The 26993-nt window shown below is 75.8% G+C and carries 12 protein-coding genes; 10 read left to right on the forward strand and 2 right to left on the reverse strand.

Going from position 1 to position 26993, the window contains the following annotated elements; all coding sequences use genetic code 11:
• Positions 1–331 precede the first annotated feature (331 nt).
• The 9 genes from OG904_RS31250 (at position 332) to OG904_RS31290 (ending at position 21789) form a co-directional block, all read left to right on the forward strand.
• On the forward strand, positions 332–8746 hold the full coding sequence (locus OG904_RS31250; protein ID WP_405496740.1) for an SDR family NAD(P)-dependent oxidoreductase: 8415 nt from the start codon (positions 332–334) through the stop codon (positions 8744–8746).
• A complete protein-coding gene (locus tag OG904_RS31255; protein WP_405496742.1) occupies positions 8739–13478 on the forward strand; it encodes a beta-ketoacyl synthase N-terminal-like domain-containing protein in 4740 nt (1579 codons plus the stop codon). Before OG904_RS31250 ends, OG904_RS31255 begins: the two co-directional genes overlap by 8 nt.
• Entirely contained in the window at positions 13468–13794 is a 327-nt protein-coding gene (locus OG904_RS31260; RefSeq protein WP_405496744.1) for an acyl carrier protein, read from the forward strand. The genes OG904_RS31255 and OG904_RS31260 overlap by 11 nt, the downstream gene beginning before the upstream one ends.
• A 6-nt stretch (positions 13795–13800) precedes the next feature.
• The gene (locus tag OG904_RS31265) at positions 13801–14775 is read left to right on the forward strand and encodes an alpha/beta fold hydrolase (protein WP_405496746.1); all 975 of its coding nucleotides are present in this window, start codon (positions 13801–13803) and stop codon (positions 14773–14775) included.
• The gene (locus OG904_RS31270) at positions 14772–15947 is read left to right on the forward strand and encodes a glycosyltransferase (protein WP_405496748.1); all 1176 of its coding nucleotides are present in this window, start codon (positions 14772–14774) and stop codon (positions 15945–15947) included. The genes OG904_RS31265 and OG904_RS31270 overlap by 4 nt, the downstream gene beginning before the upstream one ends.
• Complete coding sequence (locus tag OG904_RS31275; RefSeq protein ID WP_405496750.1) at positions 15944–17938, forward strand: class I SAM-dependent methyltransferase; 1995 nt, start codon at positions 15944–15946, stop codon at positions 17936–17938. Before OG904_RS31270 ends, OG904_RS31275 begins: the two co-directional genes overlap by 4 nt.
• A 146-nt stretch (positions 17939–18084) precedes the next feature.
• Positions 18085–19089, forward strand: coding sequence for a galactokinase (locus tag OG904_RS31280; protein ID WP_405496752.1), 1005 nt, complete (start codon positions 18085–18087; stop codon positions 19087–19089).
• Between the two features lie 28 nt (positions 19090–19117).
• Positions 19118–20431, forward strand: a complete 1314-nt coding sequence (locus OG904_RS31285; RefSeq protein WP_405496754.1) for an alkaline phosphatase family protein — start codon at positions 19118–19120, stop codon at positions 20429–20431.
• An 11-nt stretch (positions 20432–20442) separates the two neighbouring features.
• Positions 20443–21789, forward strand: a complete 1347-nt coding sequence (locus tag OG904_RS31290) for an MFS transporter (protein WP_405496756.1) — start codon at positions 20443–20445, stop codon at positions 21787–21789.
• A gap of 41 nt (positions 21790–21830) precedes the next feature.
• Here the strand turns inward: OG904_RS31290 and OG904_RS31295 are convergent, their stop codons facing one another.
• Complete coding sequence (locus tag OG904_RS31295) at positions 21831–23123, reverse strand: MFS transporter (RefSeq protein WP_405496758.1); 1293 nt, start codon at positions 23121–23123, stop codon at positions 21831–21833.
• Between the two features lie 97 nt (positions 23124–23220).
• On the opposite strand from OG904_RS31295, the gene OG904_RS31300 reads away from it, so the two are divergent.
• Positions 23221–25254 carry a prolyl oligopeptidase family protein gene (locus OG904_RS31300; RefSeq protein ID WP_405496760.1) on the forward strand — a complete coding sequence of 678 codons (2034 nt, stop codon included), beginning with the start codon at positions 23221–23223 and terminating at the stop codon, positions 25252–25254.
• A gap of 24 nt (positions 25255–25278) precedes the next feature.
• Here OG904_RS31300 and OG904_RS31305 read toward each other — a convergent pair whose 3' ends face one another.
• Positions 25279–26970, reverse strand: coding sequence for a flavin monoamine oxidase family protein (locus tag OG904_RS31305; RefSeq protein ID WP_405496763.1), 1692 nt, complete (start codon positions 26968–26970; stop codon positions 25279–25281).
• Between the last annotated feature and the right edge of the window lie 23 nt (positions 26971–26993).

The following is a 26993-nucleotide window of genomic DNA, read 5'->3' on the forward strand; positions in this document are numbered from 1 at the left end:
CCGCGCCGGGGCGGGGCCGCCCGCGCAGCAACGCCGCAGGCCACCGCGCCGGCGGGAGTGTGCCGCCGGTGCGGACCGGGGGCGGTCGGGGTGGGCGGGGGGCGCACGGGGCGCTGAGCGGAGTGCTCCGGATGACCGTTGACAGTGCGGGACCGTCACCGCACGATGCATCGCGGCGTCAGGGAACTTGACCACCGCTCAAGCCTGCTCCCCACGGGTTTCCCGGCCGACGCACAGGTCGCACACGTTGCATACCTCGCGCACCTCGCACCCCATCCCACCGCGGCAAGCCCGCCCGCCGCTGTCCCCGTCTTCCGCCCCGCACTGCGCCATGTCACACCGCATTGGAAGAGGAGCGTCCGTGTCCCCACAACCTCCACCGTCCCCGCTCCCGCGGTCGCCGGGAACCACGCACTCCCCACGCCCTCCGCAGTCCCCGCCGCTCCCGCCGTCACCGCCCGCGCGGCAGCCCGACCGGCTCGCCGCCGACGGGCGCGAACTCGTCGTCGCCGTCAGCCCGTTCGGGGAGCCCAACCCGCGGATCGTCCTCGCAGCCGAACACGCCGGTTCCCTCGGCCTGCTCGACCTCGGCCGGGACGCCGGGGCCGCGCGCCGCGCCTTCGCCGAGCTCGCCCGCCGCCTCCGCGGCGGCCGGTACGGGGTACGGGTGCCCGAGGGCTGCCCGGTCGGGCCGCGGGAACTGCCGCCGGAAGTGGACACGGTGCTGCTCGCCGACCCCGCCTCGCACACCCCGGAGCGGGTCGCCGACTGGGGGGCGGGCGGCGGGCGGCCGCGCGTATGGGCCGAGGTCACCGATCCGGCGCGGGCCCGGACCGCCGTGGCCGCCGGGGTGGGGGCGCTCGTCGCCAAGGGGCACGAGGCCGGCGGCCGGGTGGGCGGGACCACCACCTTCGTCCTCCTCCAGCAGCTGCTCGCCGACCCCGGGATCACCCTGCCCGTCCGGGCGTTCGGCGGGATCGGGCCGCACACGGCGGCCGCGGCCGTCGCGGGCGGAGCCGCCGGAGTGCTGGTCGACGTACAACTGGCCCTCACCCCCGAAGGGGAGGCCACACTGCCCGCCGAAGTGGCCGCGGCCGTACGGGCCATGGACGGGTCCGAAACCCGGCTGGTCCAAGGCCACCGGGTGTACGCGCGCCCCGACCTGACCCCGCCCGAAGGGCCGGCGGCCACCCTGCTCGGCGCCCGGGACCTGCGCACGCAGCTGCTCCCGGTGGGTCAGGACGGGGCCGCGGCGGCCCGGCTGGCCGCACGTCACCGGACGACCGGCGGTGTCCTGCGGGCGCTCCGCGCCGCCGTGGAGGGGCATCTGGCAGCCGTCGTACGGGCCCGGCCGCTGGCGGGCGGAAGGGACCCGGGGCAGCCGCTCCCCGTCGCGCAGGGGCCGATGACCCGGGTGAGCGACCAGGCCGCCTTCGCCGAAGCGGTCGCCGACGGGGGCGGGGTCCCCTATCTGGCGCTCGCGGTGATGGAGCCACCGGAGGTACGGCGGCTCCTCGCCGAGGCCGCCGCGCGGCTCGGGGACCGGCCCTGGGGCGTGGGGCTCCTCGGCTTCGCCCCGGCCGCACTGCGGACCGGGCAACTGGCGGCCGTCGCCGGGGTGCGGCCCCCGTACGCGATCATCGCGGGCGGCACCCCGGGGCAGGCGGCCCCGCTGGAGGCCGCCGGGATCCGGACCCACCTGCACGTGCCCTCACCGGGGCTGCTGGAGCGGTATCTCGCCGAGGGGGCACGGCGGTTCGTGTTCGAGGGGCTGGAGTGCGGGGGACACGTCGGGCCGCGCGCCTCGTTCCCGCTGTGGGAGGAGCAGATCGAGCTGCTGCTGTCGTGCCCCGAACCGGCGGCACTGGACGTGCTGTTCGCCGGCGGCATCCACGACGGGCGCTCCGCCGCGATGGCCGTGACGGCCGCGGCGCCACTGGCCGAGCGGGGCGCCCGCGTCGGGGTGCTCATGGGCACCGCCTACCTCTTCACCGAGGAGGCCGTGGCGGCCGGTGCGGTCCTGCCCCGGTTCCAGCGCGCGGCGGTGGAGTGCACGGACACCGTGCTGCTGCACACCGCGCCCGGACACGCCACGCGGTGCGCGGCCACTCCGTACGCCGGGACCTTCGAGGAGACCCGGCGGCGGCTCGCGGAAGGCGGCGCCGAACCGCGCGAGGTGTGGGAGGAACTGGAGCGGCTCAACCTGGGGCGGCTGAGGATCGCCAGCAAGGGGCTGCGGCGCGGAGCGGACGGCGTGGGGCTGGAGCCCGTGGACGAGGAACAGCAGCACGAGGAAGGGCTGTTCATGCTCGGCCAGGCCGCCGCACTGCGCTCCGCCACCACCACGATCGCCGCGCTGCACGAGCAGGTCACCGAAGGAGCCACCGAGTTGCTGCGGCGACGGGCCGGGGAGCTCGCTCCCGCCCGGGGCGAGGAGCCGCCGCCCGAGCCGCTGGACGTCGCCATCGTCGGCATGGCCTGCGCCTACCCCGGCGCACCGGACCTCGCCGCCTACTGGGCCGGGATCCTGGCCGGGAGCGACGCGGTGACCGAGGTGCCGGCCGAACGCTGGGACCCGGAGCTCCACTTCGACCCCGATCCGGCGCGGGCCGGCGAGCGCACCCCGTCCCGCTGGGGCGGCTTCCTCGGCCCGATGCCCTTCGACGCCCTCGCGCACGGCATCCCGCCGGCGTCGCTGGCCGGGATCGAGCCGGTGCAGCTGCTGGCCCTGGAGATCTCGGCGCGGGCCCTGACCGACGCCGGGTACGGCAAGGACCGCGAGTTCGACCGGTCGCGGACCTCAGTGGTCTTCGGCGCGGAGGCCGGTACCGAACTGGCGGGCGCCTACGGGCTGCGTGCGCTGTACCCCGGCTACCTGGGCGAGCTCCCCGCGGAACTCGACGCGCAACTCCCGCGCCTGACCGAGGACTCCTTCCCCGGAGTCCTCGCCAACGTCATCGCGGGCCGGGTCGCCAACCGGCTGGACCTCGGCGGCGCGAACTGCACCGTCGACGCCGCGTGCGCCTCCTCGCTGGCCGCACTGGACCTCGCCTGCCGCCAACTGCGCGACCGCGACAGCGACATGGTGCTGTGCGGCGGCGCCGACGTCCACAACGGCATCAACGACTACCTGCTCTTCTCCTCCGTCCGGGCGCTGTCCCCGGGCGGCCGCTGCCGGCCCTTCGACGCGGCCGCCGACGGAATCGCCCTCGGCGAGGGGGTGGGGGCGCTCGTCCTGAAGCGGCTCGCGGACGCCGAACGGGACGGCGACCGGGTGTACGCCGTGATCAAGGCGGTCGGAGCCTCCAGCGACGGACGCTCCCTCGGACTGACCGCGCCCCGGCCCGAAGGACAGCGGCGGGCGCTGGAACGGGCCTACGCCCGGGCCGGCATCAGCCCCCGCGAAGTCGGCCTGGTCGAAGCGCACGGTACCGGCACCGTGGTCGGAGACAGCACCGAACTGGCGGTGCTGAGCGAGCTGTTCACCGCCGCGGGTGCCGCTCCGGGAGCCTGCGCCCTGGGTTCGGTGAAATCGCAGATCGGACACACCAAGTGCGCGGCGGGCCTGGCCGGACTGATCAAGGCCGCCCGGGCGGTCCACTCGGGCGTACGGCCGCCGACCCTGCACCTCGAGGCGCCCGTCGCGGCCTGGGCGGCGGAGAGCAGCCCGTTCTCCTTCGACACCGAGGCACGGCCGTGGGCGGCGCCCGTGGAGCGGCGGATCGCGGGGGTCAGCGCGTTCGGCTTCGGCGGCACGAACTACCACGCGGTGCTGGCCGGTCACGCCGGATCGGAGGAGCCCCGGCACGGGCGGGAGGAGTGGCCGGCCGAGCTGTTCTGCTTCCGCGGCGCCGACCGGCGGGCGGCGGGCCGGGCCATGGCCCGGCTGGCGGCCAGGCTGGAGGAGAACGACACGGCCGGGCGCCCCTGGACACTGCGCGACCTCGCCGCGGAGACCGCGGCGGACGCCGGCCCGGTACGGGTCGCGGTCGTGGCCGGCGACCTGGACGAACTGGCGGCCCGGCTGGAGCGGGCGCGGACCTTCGGGCCGGGTGCGGGGGTCCACGTACGGGACGAGGCCGCGGACCCCGGCCAGGTGGCCTTCCTCTTCCCGGGACAGGGCAGCCAACGCCCCGGAATGCTCGGCGAGTTGTTCATGGCGTTCCCCGCGCTGCGGGAACTGCTGGATGCGGCGCCGGTGAAGGTGACCTCGGCGATGTTCCCCCCGGCGGCCTTCACCGCGCCGGGGCGGGCCGCGCAGCGGGCCGCGGTCACCGACACCCGGGTGGCCCAGCCGGCCCTGGGGCTGGCGGGGTCGGCGGCGCACCTGCTGCTCGGATCGCTGGGCGTACGGCCGGACTGCGTGGCCGGGCACTCGTACGGCGAACTCACCGCGCTGCGGGCGGCCGGCGTGTGGGACCAGGAGAGCCTGCTGCGGCTGAGCGCGCGCCGGGCCGAGGCCATCGTGACGGCGGCCGGGGCGGATCCGGGGACGATGGCGGCGGTGGTGGCCGCGCCGGAGGAGGTGCGGGAGATCGCGGCGCGCGCCGGGTGCGTGGTGGCCAACCACAACGCCCCCCGGCAGTGCGTGATTTCGGGCCCCTCCGCCGCCGTGGCCGCGGCGGTGGCCGCCCTGCGCGACGCGGGCGTCTGCGCGGACCCGATCCCGGTGGCCTGCGCCTTCCACAGCGAGGTGGTGGCGGGGGCGTCCGCGGCCCTCGCCGACGAGCTGGCCGGGACGGCGCTGGCCGATGCCGCCGTCCCGGTCTGGTCGAACACGACGGCCGGCCGGTACCCGGGGACCGCCGAGGAGGTACGGGACCTCGTGGCCCGGCAGCTCGCCGAGCCGGTCCGGTTCGTCGAGCAGGTGGAGAACATGTACGCGGCCGGGGTACGGACCTTCGTCGAGGCAGGACCGGGCCGCGTCCTGTCCGGGCTGGTCGGCCGCATCCTGCGCGACCGGCCGCACACGGTGGTCCCGCTGGACGTGCCGGGCGAACACGGGCTGCTGCGCCTGGTCACCGCACTGGCGGAACTGACGGCGGCGGGCGTGCCGGTGACCCCGGAGGCGCTGTTCCGCGGCCGCACCACCCGGCTCCCCGAGCGCGCTCCCCGCCGCCCGGGCTGGCTGGTGGACGGCCACCTGGTCCGCACGTCGAACGGCACCCCGGTCCCCGGAGGCCTCCGCCCGGCCCGACGGGTGCGGGTGCCCGGCCCGACGGGTTCGGCCCCGGGTGCCACGGTGGTGCCGCTGCCCGTGCCGCTGCCCGTGGCAGGTGGCTCGGGGGGTTCGGTGGCGGGTGCCACGGTGGCGCCGCGGCCCGTGCCGGGTGGCCCGGCGGCTTCCCTGGCGGGTGCCACGGAGGCCCCCGAGGAGGGGTCGCTGTCCGCGTCGGTCGGTCTGCCGGGTGCCCCGGTGGTGCCCGGGGTGGTGTCCGTGCCGGGAGCGGTGGTCGGCATGGCGCCGCTGTCCGTGCCCGGGGCGAAGTCCGCGTCGGGGGACCTGCCCGGCTCGACGCCGGTGCCCGGGGCGACATCCGTGCCCGGGCTCCCGGGGATGCCTGCGGGCCCGGCCCGGACGCCGGTTGCCGACCGGGTCAACGGCCACCGGAGCCACATCGTGGACGGCTCGCGGTCCGCAGGGGGCCAGCTGTACGCCGTAGCGCAAGACATGGGAGGACACCAGATGATCCAGACCCCGAGCGCCGACCCGGCCGCAGGCCCCGGTCCGGTGGCGGGCCCGGCCGACCCGGCTTCCGGGCACGTGAACGGCCTCCGCGCCCCGTTCCCGGTCGGCGGACCGCCCGAGGCGGGCAGCCGGCCCGAGGCTGCGGACCACCGTGGGGCGGCGGTCCTGGAGTACCTGCGCGGCTCCCGCGAACTGGTTCAGGCGCAGCGCGACGTCATGCTGGGCTACTTGGGCTCGTCGCCGCCGGGAGAGGACCCGGTCGCGCCGCGGGCCCGGAACGGCGCGGAGCCGGTCGCCCTGTGGTTCCGGGCCACCGCGGAGCCGGGTCCGGCCCTGGAGGCTCCGCTCCCCGGACAGGGATCCGGCCCCGACGCCGGACCGGGCCGGTGGCCCGACGCCACAGCCACGGGCTCGGGCGCGGTGCCGGGCATGCGGCCGGAGGCGGCTGCCACATGGGCGGGGAACGGCCAGGGCCTGGCGGGCTGGCAGGAAGTGGCTGCCATGGGGGCGGCCGCCGCCCCGGGCCCGCCGGGCGAGCCGGGCCGGGGCGCCACTCCCGGGCTGCTGTCAGCGCAGGGGGTGTTCGCTCCCGGTGCGGTGAACGGCCACGGCCTCGGGGGCTCGCAGGGCGCGGCTGCCGGACCGGCGCTGCCGGGCGTCCTCGACGGCACGTGGACGACGGCCTACGGCGGGGCCCAGGCGGGTGCGCATCCCACAGTCGGGGAACCCGAGTCATGGCCGGCGGGCCCCGGTGGCGCGGACGGTGCCGGTGGGACGGCCGGGGGCGATGGGGCTGGGCACGGTGTCGGTGGGACGGCGGGGATGGCCGGAGGTGACTGGGCCGGGGCCGGGGCCGGTGTCGGGGGGACGTCGGGGATGGCCGGGGGCGATTGGGCCGGTGCCGGTGTCGGCGGGTCGGCGGGCACGGCTGGGGGTGACTGGGCTGGGTCCGGTGTCGGTGGGTCGGTGGGGATGGCCGGGGGCGATTGGCCCGGTGCCGGTGCCGGTGCCGGTGCCGGTGTCGGTGCCGGTGTCGGTGGGTCGGCGGGGACGGACGGGGGTGACCGGGGCGATGTCGGCGCGGTGGCTGGGACGGTTGGGGGGGACCAGGCAGGGGTCGGGGGTGACGGATCGGGGGCGTTGGCGTCCGGTGGGGCCGTTCGGTCGCCCGAGGAGGTGATGGACGTGATCGTGGAGATCGTCCACACCCGGACCGGATACCCGCGGGACATGCTCGACCCCGAGCTGGACCTGGAGGCGGACCTGTCCATCGACTCGATCAAACGCGTCGAGATCATCGGCGCCCTGGCCGACCGGATCGGGCTTCCCCAGGACCCGGGCGGTTCCGCCGAGTCCGCTGTCGAGGAGCTGTCCCGCATCAAGACCCTGCGCGGCATCGTCGACTGGGTCACCGCCCACACCGCCGCGCCAGCGGCGCCAGACCCGGCCGGATCGGCGCACACGGCGGACGCCGCGCACAGGGCGGACACGGCGGAGGCCGCGCACACCGCGGGCACCGCGGGCACCGCGCACACGGCGGACGCCGCGCACACGGCGGACGCCGCGGACACCGCGCACACGGCGGCCACGGCCGCCCCCGCGCTCAGCCGGCTGCGCGTCGACCCGCAGCCGCTCCCGGCGCCCTCCGGGGACCCGGAGGTCCTGCGGGGGCTGCGGATCGGGGTCGTCGGGGACGGCCTGGGCGTTGTGACCGCCCTCACCGGGGCCCTGCGGGCCCGGGGGGCCGACGTACGGCAACTCGCCGAAGCCGACGCCGGGTTCGACGCGGTCCTCGAGCTGTCCGCCCTGCGGCCCGGCTCGGAGCCCGTCCTGCCCGAGGTGTTTCCCGGGTTGCAGCGGGCCCTCACCGGTGGCGTGCACCGGCTCCTCCTCGTCACCGGACCCGGCACTCCCGGAGCCGGCCTGCACGGCTTCGCCCGCAGTGCCGCACTCGAGTTCCCCGGCAGGCTGATCCGCGCGGTGGACGTCCACCCCAAGGAGGACCCCGAACGGATAGCGCAGCAGCTCCTCGCCGAGCTGAGCTGCGGGCTGCCCGGGACCCCCGATCCGCACGCCGCCGCCGCCGAGGACCCCGCCTCCGTCGGGTACACCGCCGAGGGCGTACGGATCACCCGCCGGCCGGTACCCGCACCGCTCGCACCCACGGACGGCCCGCCGCCCCTCGGAGCGGACTCCGTCGTCCTGCTCACGGGCGGGGCCCGCGGGATCACCGCCCGGACCGCCGTCGCACTGGCCCGGGCCACCGGATGCCACGTGGAGCTGATGGGACGTACACCTCAACCCGTGTCCGAGGCAGACGAGTTCGGGCACGCCACCGACCGGGTCGCCCTGCGCGCCGCCCTGATCGCGACCGGCCTGCGCACCCCCGTGGAGATCGAGGCCGCGGCCTCGCGGATCCTCGCCGCACGCGAAGTGCGCGCCACCCTCACGGCCCTCGCCGCGGTGGCCGCGTCCGTCAGCTACCACTGCGCGGACGTCACCGACGAACAGGCGGTACGGGCCGTCGTGGCCGGAGTACGGCAACGGCACGGCAGGCTGGACGGCATCGTGCACGGTGCCGGGACCCTGAACGACGGGCTGCTCCGCGACAAGCGGCCGGAGGCCTTCACCGAGGTGTTCACCACGAAGGTGACCGGCGCCCGGAACCTCGCCGTCGCCGCGGCCGAGCACGGTACGGCGCCCGCACCCCGGTTCCTCGCCCTCTTCGGGAGCGTGGCGGGAGTGTACGGAAATCGCGGCCAGAGCGACTACGCGGCCGCCAACGACGCCCTCGACGGCCTCGCCCGCACCTGGGCGCCCGGCGGTGTCGGTGCAGCCTTCCCGGGCCGCGTGCTGTCCGTCGACTGGGGCCCCTGGGCCGCGGAGGCGGGCGGGATGGTCAGCCCCGAACTGGCCCGTGCGTACCTCCGGCGCGGCATACCGCTCATCGAGCCCGACGCGGGCGCCGCCGCGTTCCTCGCCGAACTCGCGCACGGGACCGACGTACAGGTGGTCCTGATGGCCGAGGGCCGCGGGGAGCGTGAGGACCGTGGCTGACCCGCAGCGGCGACCGCGCAGGCGCGGCCCGCGTCCCACCGACGCGGCGATCGTCGGGATGGGGGCGGTGTTCCCGGGCGCCGCGGACCTGGCCGCGTACCGGCGCAACCTCCTCGCCGGAACGGACTGCATCGGCGAAGTTCCGCCCGGGCGCTGGGATCCCGAGGTGTACTACGACCCGGCCGGCGCCACCGGACCGGCCGCCGGTGACCGCTTCTACTGCCGGCGCGGCGGATTCGTGGACGGGCTCGCCGCCTTCGATCCGACCCGGTTCGGCATCATGCCGGCCGCGGTGGACGGGGCCGAACCGGACCAGATGCTGGCCCTGCACGCGACGGCCGAGGCGGTCGCCGACGCGGGCGGCGACAGCCGCCTCCCGGCCGACCGCTCCCGGATCGGGGTGGTGCTGGGACGCGGCGGGTTCATGGGAGTGGCCACCGCACGCCTCGACCAGCGCGTGCGCACGGCACACCAGTTGGCGCAGACCCTGCGCGATCTCGCCCCCGAACTGGGCGAGCGGCGGATCGCGGCGGTGCGCACCGCCTTCCAGGACGCCCTCGGCCCCGAGCGTCCGGAGGCCTCGATCGGGCTCGTCCCGAGTTTCACGGCCGCCCGGACCGCGAACCGGCTGGACTTCCGCGGCCCCGCCTACACCCTGGACGCGGCCTGCGCCTCCTCACTGCTGGCGGTGGACCAGGCGGTGGGGCTGCTGGCCGGCGGGCGCTGCGACGCGGTGGTCGCCGGGGCCGTGCACCACTGCCACATCGCCACCCTGTGGAGCGTGTTCACGCAGCTGCGGGCCCTGAGTCCCAGCGAACGCATCCGGCCCTTCGACCGGCGGGCCGACGGAACCCTGCTCTCCGAGGGCACCGGGGTGGTGCTGCTGAAGCGGCTGGCCGACGCGGAGCGCGACGGCGACCGGATCTACGCGGTCATCCGCGGCACCGGGGTGGCCGGGGACGGCCGGGCGGCGAGCCTGATGAGCCCGCTCGTCGCGGGCCAGGTACGGGCCCTGGAAAGGGCCTGGCGGGAGGCGGGCCTGGATCCGCGGGCTCCCGGGGCGCTGGGCCTGCTGGAGGCGCACGGGACCGGCACCCCGGTGGGGGACGCCGCCGAACTGGACACGCTGGCCCAGGTGTTCGGCGCTCCCCTGGAGAGCGGGGGCGACATCGGCTTCGGCTCGGTGAAATCGATGCTCGGGCACACCATGCAGGCCTCCGGGATGGCCGGACTGATCAAGGCGGCGCTCGCGGTGCACGAGGGGGTGCTGCCGCCGACCCTGCACCTGGAGGATCCGCACCCGGACCTGTCCCGGACCCGGATGCGGCCGGTGACGTCGGCCCGGCCGTGGGAGCGCGGCCCGGAGCCGCGCCGGGCCGGGGTCAACGCCTTCGGCTTCGGCGGCATCAACGCGCACGTGGTGCTGGAGGAGGCCCCCGGTGCCGTGCGGCGTGCCGTGCCCGTACGGCGGTTCCTGCCGCTCGGCGGTCCGGCCGTGCCGGTCGGGGCGCCCGCGCGGGAGGAGGTGCTCCTGATGGGGGCGGCCGGTGCGGCCGAGCTGTCGGCCCGGCTGGCGGACGGCTCCCCGGTCTCCGGCGGCGACGGGCCGTGCCGGCTCGCCGTGGTGGGGCCGACCCCCCAGCGGCTCGCGCTCGCCGCGAAGGTGGTGGCGCGCGGCCGGGCCTGGCGCGGGCGGGGGGAGGTGTGGTTCACGCCCGAGCCGCTGGGCGGCCGGCTGGCATTCCTCTTCCCGGGCCTGGAACCGGAGTTCACCCCCGCGCTGGACGACGTGGCGGACCGGCTGGGGCTGGAGCGGCCGCGGCTGAGCCGGGGCCAGGAGCTGATGGAGCGGGCCCTGGACGCGATCGCGACGGGTCGCTTCTTCGCCCGGGTCCTGCCGGAACTGGGCATCGAGGCCGATGTGCTGGCCGGCCACAGCCTGGGGGAGTGGGCGGCGATGGTCGCCGCCGGTATGTACCCGCAGGACGCGGCCGACACCTTCCTGGACTCGCTGCGGCCGGGTTCGCTCAAGGTCCCGGACCTGGTCTACGCGGCGCTGGGCTGCGGGACCCGGCGGGTGCAGGCGGCGCTCCACGGTCTGGACGGGGTGGTGGTCAGCCACGACAACTGCCCCCATCAGTCGGTGATATGCGGAGATCCGGACCAAGTGTCCGCTGTGCTCTCGAGGTTGAAGGCCGACGGGGTCCTCGGCCAGGAACTCCCCTTCCGCTCGGGCTTCCACACCCCGATGTGGGAGCCCTACCTCGGACAGGTCCGTGCCGCCTTCGGCCGGCTGCCGCTGCGGCCGGGCACCCTCCCCCTCTGGTCGGCGACCACCTGCGCGCCGTTCCCCGAAGCGCCCGACGAGGTCCGCGAGCTGGTGGTCCGCCACCTCCTGGAGCCGGTACGGTTCCGCGAGCTGGTGCTCGGGCTGTACGAGGACGCCGACGTCCGCGGCTTCGTCACGCTGGGCCCGGGAAGCCTGCCGGGCTTCGTCGAGGACACCCTGCGCGAGCGCCCCCACCTCTCGGTGTCGGCTTCCTCCCCCCGGCTCGCGGGACTCGCCGCCCTCCGGCGCACCTGCGCCGCCCTGTGGACCGAGGGCCACGCCCCGCGCTGGGACCGCCTCACGGCGGCACCCGCCACCGCGGCCGTGCCGTCCGCGATACCGGCCATCACCCCGGGCATACCGCCCGCCACACCGGCCGCCGCCCCGGCCGTGCCGTCCGCGACACCGGCCGCACCGGCCGCCGCCCCGGCCCTGCCGTCCGCCACGCCGGCCATGCCGCCCGCCGGTCCGTCCGCACCACCCGTACCGCCGATACCGCCCGCCCCGCCCGCACGGGGGCGGTCCGTGCACCTGGACCTCGGGTCGCCGCTGGTCCGTCTCGGTGAGGCGGCACGCACTGCCCTGGGCGGCCTGCTGCCCCCGGCCGGCGCCCCGGTCCCGGCTGCCCCGGTGGCCGCACTGGTTCCCTCAGCCCCCGTCACCCTGTCCACCCCATCCGCCCGGTCCACCACGTCAGCCGCGCACACCCCCGCCGCCCCGGTGGCCGCCGGACCCAGGCCGGTCCTGCTGTCGGCCCTGGACGCGGACCCCACCGACACCCGCCCGGAGCCGAGCTCGCCGCAGCCGGCGGGATCCGTACCGCCGCCCGGTCCGGGCGGCGGCGCCGCGGGACAGCGGACCCTGCGGCTCTCGCTCGCCGCGCTGCCCTACGTACGGGACCACTGCGTCTACCTGCAGCCCGAGGGCTGGCCGGACGCGTCCGACCGGTTCCCCGTCGTGCCCATGACCACGATGCTGGAGCTCGCGGCCGAGGCCGCCCTGCGGCACGCCCCGCCCGGCCTCGTCGTGATCGGCTACGACCGGGTAAGGGCCCTGCGCTGGCTCGCCGTCGAACCGGCCGTCGACGTGCGGATCACGGTCCGCGGCGACGGCCCCGGCCGCATCCGCGTCACCCTCGGGGAGTACGCCGATGTGGTCGTGCTCCTCGGGGAGCGCTACGGAACGCTGCCCGGGCCCGATCCCACGCCGCTGCGCGACCCGCGGCCGGCCCCGGTCAGCGCCGAGGCCCTCTACCGGGACCGGTGGATGTTCCACGGCCCCCGCTTCGCGGGCGTGCACGAGGTACGGGCCGTCGGCGCCGACGGCATCCACGGGGTGTTGCGGGCACTGCCCGACCCGGGTGCGCTGCTCGATGCCGCGGGACAGCTGTTCGGGCACTGGATGCAGCTGCGGCTCCCGGTCGACCGGCTGGTGTTCCCGGCCACCGTGGACCGGATCCGCTTCTCCGGGCCCCCGCCCGCTCCCCGCGAGCTGGTGACCGCCACGGCCCGGATCCGGGAGGTGGGCGATGTCACCGTGCGCGGTGACGTCGAGCTCTGCCGGGCCGACGGCCGGGTGTGGGCCCGGATCGACGGCTGGACGTACCGCCGGTTCGGCGCCGACGAACGGGTCTGGCCGATGAAGTTCACCCCGGAGGTGTGCGGCATCGGCGAACCCCGGCCCGAGGGGTGGTGCCTGGCCCGGCGCCGCTGGAGCGACCCCGCCTCGCAGGAGCTCGTCATGCGCCGCTACCTCGGCGCCGCCGAGCGCACGGCGTACGAGCGGCTGGCGCCGCGCGCCCGGGCGCCCTGGCTGCTCGGCCGGATCGCCGCCAAGGACGCCCTGCGGCAACTGCTGTGGGACGGCGGAGCCGGGCCGGTCTTCCCGGTGGAGGTCCCGGTCGGCAACGACCCCGCGGGCCGGCCCCGCGCCGGGGGAGCCCTGGCCGCCGGAATCCGGCTGACGATCGCCCACAAGGACCGGATCGCGGTCGCCCTCGCCCACCGCGTCCACCCCGTCGGCATCGACGTGGAGCCGGTGACCACCGACCCGGACGCGCTGATCCGCATCGCACTGGCACCGGGCGAACTCGCCCTCGCCGAGCGGCTGGCGGCCCACGAGGGCACCGGCCTGCCGGCCGCCCTCACGGCGCTGTGGTGCGCCAAGGAGGCGGCGGCCAAGGCGGCCGGAACGGGGCTCGGCGGCCGGCCGCGCGACTGGCGGGCGGCCGGTGACCCCGGCTCCGGCCGGCTGCGGGTGCTGTCCCCGGACGGGCACCCGTACCAGGTCCGCACCACCCTGTTCACGGACGTGCCACCCGTTCACATCGTCGCCTGGACCGACCGTCCCGCGACTCCGTCCCCCGTCCCCTCCCACCTCACGGAGACCAGTCATGGCAGCTGACATCCTCGCCGAGATCACCGGCATGCTCGTGGAGATCGTCGGTGACGAGTACCTCCTCGCGGACGAGGTCACGATGAAGACGACGTTCAACGAGGACCTCGCCCTGGAGAGCATCGAGTTCGTCGCCCTCGCGGAACTGCTCCACCACCGCTACGGAGCGGACGTGGACCTGATGGGCTTCCTGTCCGAGAAGGACATGGACGCGATCCTCGCCATGTCCGTCGGTGAACTCGTCACGCACATCGGTCGGATCACCCACGCCTCCCTCGCCCGGGTCCCGGCGGCCGGCGCCGCCGGGCCCGCGTCGAAGGGCTGATCCGCCATGGCCTTCGTCACCGCGGGCTCCGTCCGCTTCCACGTGCAGCAACTGCCCGCCAACCACGTGCAGCAGCGCCCAGTCGACCACGTGCAGCAGCCACCCGCCGTCCACGTGCAGCAGCGTCCCGCCGACCACGACCGGCGACTCCCGGCCGCCGCCGGGGCGGCCGCCCCCGACCGTCCCGAACGCCCCGTGGTGGTGTTCCTGCACGGACTGGTCGTCGACAACCTGTCCTCCTTCTACTGCCCCCTGGCCGTCCCCGCGGCCCGGGCCGGCCACGAGGTCGTCCTCTACGACCTGCGCGGCCACGGCCGCACCGAACGGCCCGCCACCGGCTACGACAGCCGCACCGCCGTACGGGACCTCTTCGCGCTGCTCGGCGCGCTCGGCCTCGGGCGGCGCCCGGTGCACCTGGTCGGCAACAGCTACGGCGGCACCCTCGCCCTGCACGCCGCCCTCGCCCGGCCCGACCTGGTCACCGGACTCACCCTGCTCGAACCCCCGCTCGGCGGGGCCTGGGTGGAGAACATGGTGGACACGCTCTCGGCCGCCGCCCTCAGCCTGGAGGACAGCCCGGTCCCCGCCGAACTGCTCACCCTGCGCCTGCGCAAGGCGGCCAGCCTCACCGCGATCGCCGACGACCTGCTCAACCGCACCACCCTCATCGACGACATCGCGGCGAGCCGCACCTTCACCCCGGCCGACTACGCCGGGCTGCACTGCCCGGTCCTGATCGTCTGCGGGGAGCACTCCGAACTGGTCCCGGGCGCACGGGAACTGGCCCGCCACGCCCCGCTGGTCACCGCCGTCGAGATCCTGCCGGGTCTGGGGCACGACGTGCTGAAGGAGAGCAGCGGAGCGCTGCGAGCGGCCGTACTCTCCCACCTCGACGCGGCTGCCGGGGCAATGGCGGAAACGGCGTCCGGGGCACCGGTGGAGGCGGCGGTGCGCCCGCGGGCGGGAGTGCTGGTCCCGTGAAGGTGCTCTTCGCCGTGCCGCCACTGGCGGGTCACGTCAATCCGACGGTGGCGGTCGGGTGCGAACTGGCCGCCCGGGGCCACGAGGTCGCGTGGACCGGGCCGACCGGAGTGCTCTTCCGGTTGCTGCCCGAACACGCCCGGATCCTGCCCGCCGGAGAGGAGGAGGGCGGCGGGTACGCGGCACTGCACGCCCGCTGGCGCGATCTGCGCGGGGTCGGGGCGCTGCGGTTCCTGTGGGAGGAGGCACTGGTGCCGCTCGCCCGGGCCATGGTGCCCGGGGTCACCCGGGCGGTCCACGCCTTCGGGCCGGACCTGCTGGTCGCCGATCAGCAGGCCCTGGCCGGCCCCGTGGTCGCACGTGAACTCGGGGTGCCGTGGGTCACCTCCGCCAGCACATCGGCCGAACTCACCCGTCCCTTCGCGGACTTCCCGAAGGTGGGGGAGTGGGTCGCCGCGCAGATCGGGGGACTGCTGGCGCACTGCGGTGCCGCCGGGGAAGCGGGCGGACCGCAGTGGGACCCGCGCTTCTCGGACCGGCTGGTCCTGGTGTTCTCCAGCCGCGAACTGGTCGGCGGGGACGAGGACTTCCCGCCGCACTACGCCTTCGTCGGCCCGGCCTTCGGAGCCCGCCCGCCCGCGCCCGGATTCCCCTGGTCGCGGCTGGATCCGGAGCGGCGACGGGTGCTCGTATCGCTGGGCACCCTCAACCAGGAGGCCGGCGGCCGGTTCTACCGCGCGGTGCTGGGGGCCGCCGAACGGCTCGCAGCAGAAGTCCAGTTGGTGATGGTGGCCCCTTCCTCCCTGGTCGGGGCGGTCCCCGGGAACGTGCTGCTGCGCGACAGCGTGCCGCAGCTCGAGCTGCTCGCCCACCTGGACGCCGTGGTCTGCCACGGCGGCCACAACACCGTGTGCGAGGCCCTCGCGCACGGCCTGCCGCTGGTGGTCGCGCCGATCCGTGACGACCAGCCGATCGTCGCCGGTCAGGTCGTGGCGGCCGGGGCCGGCGTGCGGGTGCGGTTCGGCAGGACCAGGGCCGAGGAACTGCGCGACGCGCTGACGGCCGTGCTGGACGACCCCGTCCACCGCCGGGGTGCCCGGCGGATCCAGACCTCATTCGCCGCGGCGGGCGGCGCCGCCGCCGCGGCCGACCGGTTGGAGAAACTCCTGTGACCCGTTCCCCGCTCCATCCCGTCCTGCCGACCCGCCCGTCCCAGGGCCGCTGGATCTCCGTGCTGCTGCTGGCCGCGCTCGGCGCCGGGACCGTGCGCGCCGCCCGCCGGCTGCGGGCGATCCCGGTGCTGCCCGTGACCGAGCCCATGACCGGTCCGGGGTCCGCCGGGGTGCCGCGGGCCGCCGGATGGCGACTGCTCACCGCGCGCGGGGTCGAGCCCGACGCGGCCACCTTCCTCGCCGCGTGCGCGTACGCCGACCGGGAGGGGCTGCGGGTACTGGACCTGCTGCCGGGGGACCTGCCCGCCGAGCGGGCGCTGAGCCTGCTGCGGCTGGTGGACCCGGCCGGCTACCGGCAGGACCGGCTCGGGGAGGGCCGCGGAGCGGGCTTCGCGGTGCTCGTCTCCGAGTCGGTGCTCGCGCGGGCCGGGGCGGACCTGGCCCGGCCGTACCCGACCCCGGCGGAACTCCTGGCGCTGACCCGCCGTTTGAAGGAGTACGCCTCCGACGCCACGGGACTGGCCATCGCACCGGCCCTGAGCTGCGGAGCACCGGACGAAGCGGGCGGTGCGGCGCGGGCCGGTGAGCTCCGGGCCCAGGGGCTGCCGCCGGGGGCACTGGCAGCGGCGCAGCTAGCCGGGCTGGCGCTGCTGGCGGGTGTCGCCGTACGCCAGGGCCGGTGGGGGGCCGTCGCGGCCGGGTTGTACTGGATCCAGCCGTATCTCGCCCTCGGCCTGCCCGGTACGCCCCTGCACCCCGGCGACCTGGCCCCGGCCACGGCCGCCCGGCCGGTGCGCTCCCTCGGCGCCGCCCTGCGCACGGCCGCCGCGGCGGCCCGCACCCGTGGCACCGAGCCAGCGAATTCCGGGGACGCGGCGGGGGGCGCGGCGGCGCCGGACACGGAGGCGCCGGACACGGAGGCGCGGGGCGCGGCGGCGGGGGCCTCGGCCGCTCGGGCCTCCGCGCCGGCCGAGGCCTACCGCGCGGACCTGGCCACCGGCACCGCCCGGTTCTTCGAACCGCGCCGCCCGGACTGCCCCTGGTGCGGCTTCCGGCGGCTGTCCGTCCGGGTCCGGGTGCCCGATCTGCTCCAGGGCAAGCCCGGCCGGTTCACCCTGGAACGCTGCGGGGACTGTGGGCACGTCTTCCAGAACCCCCGACTCTCCCCGGAAGGGCTGGAGTTCTACTACCGCGACTTCTACGACGGCCGCGGCGGCGAGGGCGCGGCCACGGTCTTCGGGCGGCTCGGCGCCGCCTACCGGGGCCGGGCCGAGATGCTCCGGCCCCATGCCGAGCCGGCGTCCTGGCTCGATGTCGGCACCGGGCACGGCCACTTCTGCAACGCGGCGCGCGCCGTCTGGCCGGGCACCCGGTTCGACGGGCTGGACATGGGCGCGGGCGTCCGCGAGGCGGAGCGGCGCGGCTGGGTGGAGACGGGACACCGGGGCCAGTTCCCGGAGTTCGCGGTGAAACTGGCGGGCCAGTACGAGGTGGTCAGCATGTACCACTACCTGGAGCACACCCGGGACCCGTTCGCGGAACTGGACACGGCGGCCGCGGTCCTCGCCCCGGGCGGGTACCTGACCATCGAGCTCCCCGATCCGCAATCGCGCATGGCCGGCCTGCTCGGCCCGGCCTGGCTTCCCTGGTTCCAGCCGCAGCACCAGCACCTGATCCCGGCCGCGAACCTGCGTGCGGCGCTGGCCGACCGCGGGTTCACCGTGCTCGCCGAGGAGCACGGACGGGCCCACCAGGGCAACGACTTCTTCGGCGCGGTGGCGCTGACCGCGACACGGCTGGCCCCGGACCCGGACCGGCCGTGGGCGGACCCGGCCACACCGGGCGGGCGAGCCCTCGCCCATGCCGTACGGGCGGCCGCGCTGCCGTGCTTCGCCGCCGCGGCGGTGCTCGACGGGTTGCGCACGGCCGTGGTCCGGCGCACGGACGGGGGCAACGCCTACCGGCTGCTGGCCCGCAAGGACCAGCCGTGACGGGCCCGGGTCCCACCGCCCCACCCGCCGCGCCTGCTGAACCAACCGTCCCCGCCGTCCGCCCTGCTGTCCCCACCGGCCTCGTCGTGGGGCCTGCTGAATCAGCCGGCCTCGTCGCGGGGCCTGCCGAACCGGCTGGCCTTGCCGTGGGGCCTGCCGAAACAGCCGGCCCCGCCGCCGGGCCCGCTGCCTCGATCGGGGCCGCCGTCCCCGCCGCCCCTGCTGTCCCCGTTGCCCCCGCCGGAGGCGATCTCGCCCGGCGGGCCACCGCCAACCCGCTCTTCCGGCTCGTCGCCTACGCGCTGGAGTCCGTGCACGGCCGGCCCCCGGCGGCCGTCTGGAGCGCCCCGTACACCTTCCACCTGGGCTCTCCGGGGCTCGTCGCGGCGGCGAGCTGGCCGGTGGCCGCCGCCGCGGCACCGCGCACCGACGGCCTGGTCCGGCTCAGCTCGCTCGGCCACCCCGCGGACAGCTGCGATCTGCCGCTGACCCTGTCCGGGCCACCGCCCGCCGCCCCGGCCTGGGCCGTCCGGCCGTACGCCCTGCTGCGCGCACTGGCCCGGGCCGGGTACGGCCGCGGCGGGACCGACCTGCACGTCCAGGGCTCCCTCACCGCGGCCGCCGGGCTGGCCACCGAAGAGGCCGCCGACTGCGCGGTGGCGCTGGCGGTGGCCGACGTACACACACCGGCGGGCGAGGAGCCGGACCGCGCCACCCTGGCCCGGCTGATGGCCGGGGCGCTGCCGGACGGCGACGAGGCCCTGCGCCGGGGGGCCCTGTTCGCCCGGCCCGGCCGGGCCCTCCTGCTGGGCCACGGCCCGCGCTCCCCGGAATCCCGGCGCCACCGGCAGCGGTACGTCGTCTTCGACCCGGCCGACTCGGGGGCCCGCCTGGTGCTGCTGGCCGTGCGTCCCGGCAGCGGGGACGGCGCCGCGGACCTGGCCCGGGCCGTGGCCTGCGCCCGCCGGGCCGGGGCCCTGAGCGCGTGGCCACCCGGGCAGGGCCCGGGGCGGAGCGTGCTGGTGCTGCTGCCCGGACCGCGACTGACGGCCGTACGGGCGGCGGTCGCGGAGGACTTCCGCAGCCGAGGGCGCCCCGTACCCCGGTTCTTGAACATCGCCGTGGCCGGTGCGGCACGGCGCGAGGAATGACACCACCCACCAAGAGGAGGAACCACCCATGCCCATCCGTCCCTCGGCAACGGAGCCGACGACCAAGCCGACGACCAAGCCGACGACGAAGCCGACGGCAAGCGCGAGACACCGGGTCCACCGGTCCGCGCTCGTCGCCGGACTCGGCGCGCTCGGCCTGCTGGGCGCGTTCACCATCGCCAACTCGGAAGCGGCAGAGGGTGGTTCGACCACCCTCGCGAACGCTGCCGCACTGCCGGCGTACGACCACGTGGTCGTCGTCGTGTACGAGAACAAGCAGTACGGCGAGGTAATCGGCAGCGCCAACGCCCCGTACGTCAACCAGCTCGCGGGCGGCGGTGCCAGCCTGACCGGAATGAAGGCGCTGACCCACCCCAGCCAGCCGAACTACTTCAACCTCTTCTCCGGCGGCACCCAGGGCATCACCGGGGACGGCTGCTACACCCCGCAGTCTATGACCGCGGCCAACCTCGGCCAGGAGCTGATCGCGGCCGGGAAGACCTTCGCGACGTACAACGAGGACCTGCCCGCCGAGGGTTCCACGGCCTGCACCAACGGCCAGTACGCGCAGAAGCACAACCCGTGGTTCGCCTTCAAGAACGTGCCGCTGAACACCGGGAAGACCTGGGCCCAGTTCCCGCAGGGCAATTTCGCCGCGCTGCCGAACCTGTCGTTCGTGGTGCCCAACCTGTGCAACGACATGCACTCCTGCTCGGCCACCACGGGCGACACCTGGACGAAGAACAACCTGGACGCCTACGCACAGTGGGCCAAGGCCAACAACAGCCTCCTGGTGCTGACATGGGACGAGGACAACTACCTCGGATCGAACCAGATCGCCACCGTCTTCTACGGGGCCAAGGTCAAGACGGGCACGTACGCCACGGCCTTCAACCACCACCACCTGCTGCGCACGTTCGAGGACCTCTTCGGCACGGCCACGCACGCGGGGAACGCGGCCAACGTCCAGCCCATCAGCGAGGTGTTCGGCGGCTCCACGGACCCCACTCCGACCCCCACACCTACGCCGACCCCCACGCCCACCCCTACGCCCACACCCACGCCGACTCCGACTCCTGGTGATCTGAAGCTGGTCAACCCGGGCCCCCAGACCTGCAAGTTCAACCAGACCTGCACCATCCAGCTCACCACCACCGGAGGAAAGCCCCCCGCCCGCTACACCGCCACCGGACTCCCCTGGGGCCTGACCCTGGACGCCAGCACCGGCCGCATCACCGGCAAACCCTGGGCCACCGGAACCGTCCAGATCACCGCCACCGCCACCGACACCACCAACACCACCGCCTCCGCCACCTTCCCCCTCACCCTCAACTGGTTCTGAGAGAGGCATCCGTGTACCTGTCGACCAGCCGTGCGGCGGACGCCTCCGCGGATCCCGCGGATCCCGCGGATCCCACGGACCTCGCGGATCCCACAGCCCCCGCGGCCGCGAAGGGCCCCGTGCGGGCCCTCCCCGGAACGGTGTTCGCACTCGGCCTGGTCAGCCTGTTCACGGACGTCTCCGCGGAGATGGTCACCGCCGTCCTGCCCCTGTACCTGGTGGCCGGACTCGGGATGTCCCCGCTCGCCTTCGGCGCCCTGGACGGGTTGGGCCAGGGCGCCACCGCGCTGCTGCGCCTCGTGGGCGGACGGGTCTCGGACCGCACCCACCGCCGCAAGCTCGTCGCCGGTACCGGCTACGCGGTCTCCGCCGCGTGCAAGGCGGCCCTCCTGGCGGTCACCGCCCCCTGGTCGGTGGCGGTGGTCCTCGCCGCCGACCGGACCGGCAAGGGACTGCGCACGGCCCCGCGCGACGCGCTGATCTCGCTGTCCTGCCCGCCGGGGGAGCAGGGCCGCGCCTTCGGCGTGCACCGCGCGATGGACACCACCGGGGCGCTGCTGGGGCCGCTGGCGGCGTTCGGGGTGCTGTGGGTGGCGGTGGACGGCTACCCGGCCGTCTTCACCGTGAGCTGCTGCTTCGCGGTACTGGGGGTGCTGGTGCTGGCCCTGTTCGTACGCGAGAGCGCAGCCCCGGCCTCGACCCCGACCCCGCACCTCGCGCCCGCCACGCCCCCCGGGGTGCCCGCGGTCCGGACCCTCCTGAGGATTCCGGGCCTGCGGCGGCTCTGTCTGACCGCCGTCGTGCTCGGCCTGTTCACCGTCGGCGACTCCTTCCTCTACCTCCTGCTCCAGCGGCGCCTGGACCTGCCGGTCGCCTGGTTCCCGCTGCTCCCCGTCGGCACCGCGGCCGTGTTCCTGCTCGCCGCCGTGCCCGTGGGCAGGCTCGCGGACCGGCGGGGGCGCCACCGGGTCTTCCTCGGCGGACACCTGCTGCTGCTCGGCGCCTGCCTGCTGCTCCTGGTCCCGCTCCCGTCCGGCCCGGCGCCCCTCCCCGGGGTGTCGCGGGTCCTCGGGGTCCTCGCACTGCTCGGCCTGTTCTACGCGGCCACCGACGGGGTGCTGATGGCCGCCGCCGGACCCCTGCTGCCCGCGGGGCTCCGTACGACCGGACTCGCGGTGCTCCAGACCGCGCAGGCCCTCGCTCGCTTCGCGGGTTCCCTCCTGTTCGGCGCGGCCTGGACCCTCCGGGGCCCCGGACCGGCGCTGGCCGGGGCGGCCGGCTGCCTGCTGCTGGCCCTGACCGCCGCGGCCGCCCTCACCGGCCGAGACCCCGGCGAGGAGGACGGCCCCCGGAGCTGACCGCCCGCCCCTGCCCCCGCCCCCCAGCCCGTACGCCGCCGTCAGCCCGCGGCCCCGCTCGAGCGCGCTTGCTTCCCGGCCCGGCGGCGCAGCGCGTCCTCGTCCGTGTCCGCGTCGTAGGACAGCAGCTTCGGCAGCAGGGCCGCCAGCGCGGCCACCGAGGCCACGCAGAGCAGGCCCCCGCTCCAGAAGGCCGTACGGGTACCGGTCCAGCCGGCCATCGTGCCCGCCCGGACCTGGCCGAGCTGCGGGCCGACGCTGTACGAGAGCACCTCGATGCCCGCGAGCCGGCCCCGCAGCTCCTCGGGGATCGTCTGGTTCCAGATCGTGGCGCGACCCAGCCCGCTCAGCATGTCGCCCGCGCCCGCAACCGCCAGGCACAGCAGTACCAGCCAGATGTCCGCGGACCAGCCGGCGGCCGCCACCGCCAGCCCCCACACCCCGGCCCCGCACACGACCGGCAACCCGTGCCGGCGTACCCGCGAGACCCAGCCGCTGGTCAGGCCAAGCACCATCGATCCCACCGCTCCCGCCGCGTACATCAGACCCAGCGCCCACACCGCGTCGAGCTCGTCCGCGAGGAAGGGGAAGAGGGCGTTCGGGAACGCGAAGAGCATCGCCGCCAGATCCACGGCGTACGTGCCGAGCAGCACGGGCCGGCTCCACGCGTACCGCGCCCCCTCGGCGATCCCGCGCAGCGACGGACGCTCCGCGCCCCGCACGGGCGGCGCCGGGCTCAGCCGCAGGCACAGCAGCACGGAGACGAGGAACCCCACGACGGTGAGCGAGTACGCCGAGGCGTAACCGGCGTACGCGACGACCAGCCCGGCCAGGGCGGGGCCCGCGATCGCGCCGACCTGGTAGCGCAGTCCGTTGAGCGCGGCGGCCGCGGTCAGCTGGTCGTGCGGCACGATCCGCGCCATCAGTGACTCCAGTGCCGGCCGCTGGAGCCCGGTCAGTGCCGAGACGCCGGCCGCGACCACGTACAGCGGCCACAGCCGCGGATGGGGCAGCGCGGAGTTCACCAGGAGCACCAGGGCGAGCAGCCCGAGCCCGGCCTCGGTCAGCAGGATCATCCGGCGCCGGTCGACCGCGTCCGCGAGGGCGCCCCCGTACAGGCCGAAGACCACCAGCGGGAGCAGCTCCACCGCGCCCATCGCACCGACCGCGAGCGGCGAGTCCGTGAGGTGCTTGATCTGCAGCGGCAGCGCGATCATCGCCATGAACGAGCCGAAGTAGGTGACCGTCCCCTGGAAGAACAGCAGCCGGAAGTCGCGGCTGGACCGCCAGGGGGCCAGGTCGGGGAGTACGGAGGACGAACGGGAACTGCTCACGAGGGGCCATCGTCCGTGCCCGGCCCGCCCGGGGCAAAGGGATTTCCGCCCGGGGCGGGTGATTCGCGCCCGTCCGCCGATCCTGCACAATCGGCGGATGAGCGAAGAAGACCCCTACCTCTGGCTGGAAGACGTGACCGGCGAGGCCGCCCTGGGCTGGGTGCGCGAGCGCAACGACGAGACGGTGTCCGCACTGGCGTCGGACCCCGGCTTCAAGGTGCTGGAGTCGGGGATCCGCGAGGTCCTCGACGACGACGGCAGGATCCCCTACGCGCGCCGGCGCGGCCGCCACCTCTACAACTTCTGGCAGGACGCCGACCACGTGCGCGGCCTGTGGCGGCGCACCACGCTGGAGGAGTACCGCAAGGACCGGCCCGCATGGGAGCCGGTCCTCGACCTGGACGCGCTCGCCGCGGCCGAGGGGGAGAAGTGGGCCTGGGCGGGCAGCGCCGTCCTGGCCCCCGACCACCGCCACGCGCTGGTCATGCTGTCGCGGGACGGTGCGGACGCCTGCGTGGTGCGCGAGTTCGACCTGGAGACGCTGGAGTTCGTCGCGGGCGGGTTCGAGGTCGCGGAGGCCAAGACCCGGATCGGCTGGATCGACCGGGACCGGGTCTGGATCGGGACGGACTTCGGCCCCGGCTCGATGTCCGGGTCCGGCTACCCCCTGCAGGTGCGCCGCTGGCGGCGCGGCACGCCCCTGGAGGAGGCGGAAACGGTCTACGAGGGCCGTCCCTCGGACCTGTCCGCCTCCGGATGGCACGACGACACCCCCGGTTTCGAGCGGGACTTCGTCCACCGGCAGATCGACTTCTGGAAGCAGGAGCTGCTCCTCCTCCCCGGGGACGGGATCGGCGCCGCGCCCACGAAGATCGAGGTACCGGACGACGCCGGTGCCTCCGTCCACCGCGAGTGGCTGATCGTCGCCCCGAAATCGCCGTGGCTCGGCCACGAGGCCGGCAGTCTGCTGGCCTTCGACTTCGAGGCCTTCCGTGCGGGCGGGCGCGAGGCGGCGGTGCTGTTCACCCCGGACGAGCACACCTCGCTGGCCGGCTGGAGCTGGACCCGCCACCACCTGATCCTCACCACCAGCGCCGACGTCTCCTCCCGGCTGGAGATCCTGACCCCCGGGGCGGGCCCCGGCGGCTGGAGCCGCGCACCGCTGGCCGGAGTACCGCCGCTGTCCACGGCCTCCGTCACCGGCACCGACCCGGACGTGAGCGACGAGTTCTTCCTGAACGTCGCGGGCTTCCTCCAGCCGTCCACCCTCTACCGGGGCACGGCGCCGGCCGGCGCCGACGAGAGCGTCAAGCAGGGCCCGGCCCTCTTCGGCACCGAGGGCCTCACGGTCCGCCAGTACTTCGCGAAGTCCGCGGACGGCACGAGGGTGCCGTACTTCGTCGTCGGCCCCGAGGAGCGCACCGGTCCCGGCCCCACCCTGCTCTACGGGTACGGCGGCTTCGAGGTCTCCATGGTCCCGGGCTACAGCGCCGTCACCGGCCGCGCCTGGCTCGCACGCGGCGGAACCTACGTGGTCGCGGGCATCCGGGGCGGACACGAGTACGGGCCCGGCTGGCACAAGGCGGCCCTCGGGGCGAACCGGGTACGGGCCTACGAGGACTTCGCAGCCGTCGCCCGGGACCTCATCGCCCGCGACGTCACCACCCCGGCGCAGCTCGGCATCGAGGGCGGCAGCAACGGCGGGCTGCTCATGGGCGCGATGCTCACCCGCGAGCCGGGACTGTTCGGCGCGGTCGTCGCCCACGTGCCGCTGCTGGACATGCTCCGCTTCCACAAGCTGCTCGCCGGAGCCAGCTGGATCGCCGAGTACGGGGATCCCGACGACCCGGCCGACCGGCCCCACCTGGAGCGGATCTCCCCGTACCACCAGGTCCGGACGGACGGGCCCCCGTACCCGCCGCTGCTCCTGCTGACCTCCACCCGTGACGACCGGGTGCACCCCGGCCACGCCCGCAAGATGGCCGCCCGGCTGCGGGAGCACGGGCACCCCGTCCTGTTCCACGAACACCTCGGCGGCGGCCACGCGGGCGCCACCGACCACGGGCAGACCGCCTTCAACGAGGCACTCGTCCACACCTTCCTGTGGGAGCGGCTGACCCCGCCGAGGTGAGCGGACGGCGCTCGCGGGCCGGGATCAGATCTGGCGGACGATCTCGCCCGCGACGCGTTCGCCGGAGGCGACGGCCGCGTTCAGGGTGGAGTCCTCCACGTCCGTGTGCTCGCCCGCGAAGTGGATCCGGCCCTCCTGGAGGCTCTCGCAGCCGGCGATCGAGGTGTACTGACCGACCTTGTAGTACTGGTACGCGCCCCGCTGCCAGGGCGCGCGCGACCAGTGGTCCTCGTACGCCTTCCCGGTGTACGCGGCCCTGGTGCCCGGGTACAGGTGCTCGACCTGCGAGAGGAACCAGTCGACGTCCGCGGCGGGCGCGGGGCCGTGCGCGGCTCCGGTGAGGGTGTCGCGCGCGGTGTTCCCGCCGGGGAAGTTCACCAGGAGCGCGGGCGAGCCGTTCGGGCCCAGGGCGACCGAACCGTCCCAGGCCGTCTGGTACCCGAGGGGGCCGGTGTTGCTGATGCCGTTGTACCCGAGGCGCGGCCAGGTCTTGGCCGAGAGCTCGGTGACCAGCTTCGCGTTCTGTCCCATGCCCTGTTCCCGGACCGCGGTCAGCTTGCGGGCGGACAGACCGGCCCCGGTGAGGTCGACGTCGCGCAGCGTGCTGAAGGGCAGGGCCAGCACCACGTGGTCGGCGGACACCGAGACGGTGCTGCCGCCGTGGTCGAAGGTGCAGGTGTACGAGCCGTTGCCGGCGCGGCGCAGGGCGACGAGCCGGTGGCCCTGCCGTACCGTCCCGGCCGGCAGCTGCGCCGCCATCCCGCTGACCAGCTGGTCGTTGCCGCCGGTCAGGTGGTACTTCTCGTCGAAGCCGCCGCCCCCGAAGACGGAGGAGGCGCCGAGGAAGCCGATCATCCCGAGCGCCGAGGCCTCGGCGGGCTCGCCGCCCGACTGGAGCTGGAGGGACCGGATCAGCTGGCCGAGCCGGGAATCGGGGGACAGTCCCGTCTCCTCGAGGTAGTCGAGGCAGGAGAGGTGGTCCAGCCGGTACGCCTCCGGGGTCCAGCTGTCGTACCGCGCGGTGCCGGCGGCTGCGTAGGAGGCGCTGAACGCGTCGTAGGCGGAGGCGATCCAGTCGTCCTGCTGCTGGAGCCCGGGGTAGGAGCCGCCGTTGATCCAGGCGGCGTAGTCCCCGGCGTTCAGGGCGCCGCCGTTCGCGAGCTCCCGCCGCAGGCCCAGGTCGCGGGCCAGGCCGAGGACCGCGGTGTCGGTGGAGCTGATGAAGGAACCGCCGTGCTCGTGGACGGCGCCGCCGGAGAAGAAGCCGCGCAGGGACCAGCAGCGGCCCCCGATGTGCGTGGTGTCCGCTTCGTAGACGGTGGTGGCGACCGGGGAGGCCCGGTTCCACAGGCGGTGCGCGCAGCGCAGTCCCGCCAGTCCCCCGCCGACGATCACGATGCGCGGGGCGGCGGGACCGGTGGCGGCCGCCGCGCCGCGCGGGAAGAGCAGGCCGCCGGGCAGCGCCGCGGCGGCGGCCAGCGCGCCCGCCGCCCCGAGCACCCGGCGGCGGCTCGGCACGGGGGAGGGAGTGGTGGAGTCCGGTTCCCCGGCGCGGCGGGCGCGCGTGCGGCGGGTGTTCTCGGTGCGCTGGGTCTGTTCGCCGACGACCTCTGCCACGGGCATGCCCCGGCGGCGGGCTTCGGCGTGTACGGAGAAGGCGAGGCGGAGCGGGTCGGGGATGCCGGCGCGATTGGCCGACTGGTGCACGTGGTGCATGAGATCCCTCTTCTCGAAATCCT

This window comes from Streptomyces sp. NBC_00096, from assembly GCF_045041305.1.
Classification (GTDB): Bacteria; Actinomycetota; Actinomycetes; order Streptomycetales; family Streptomycetaceae; genus Streptomyces.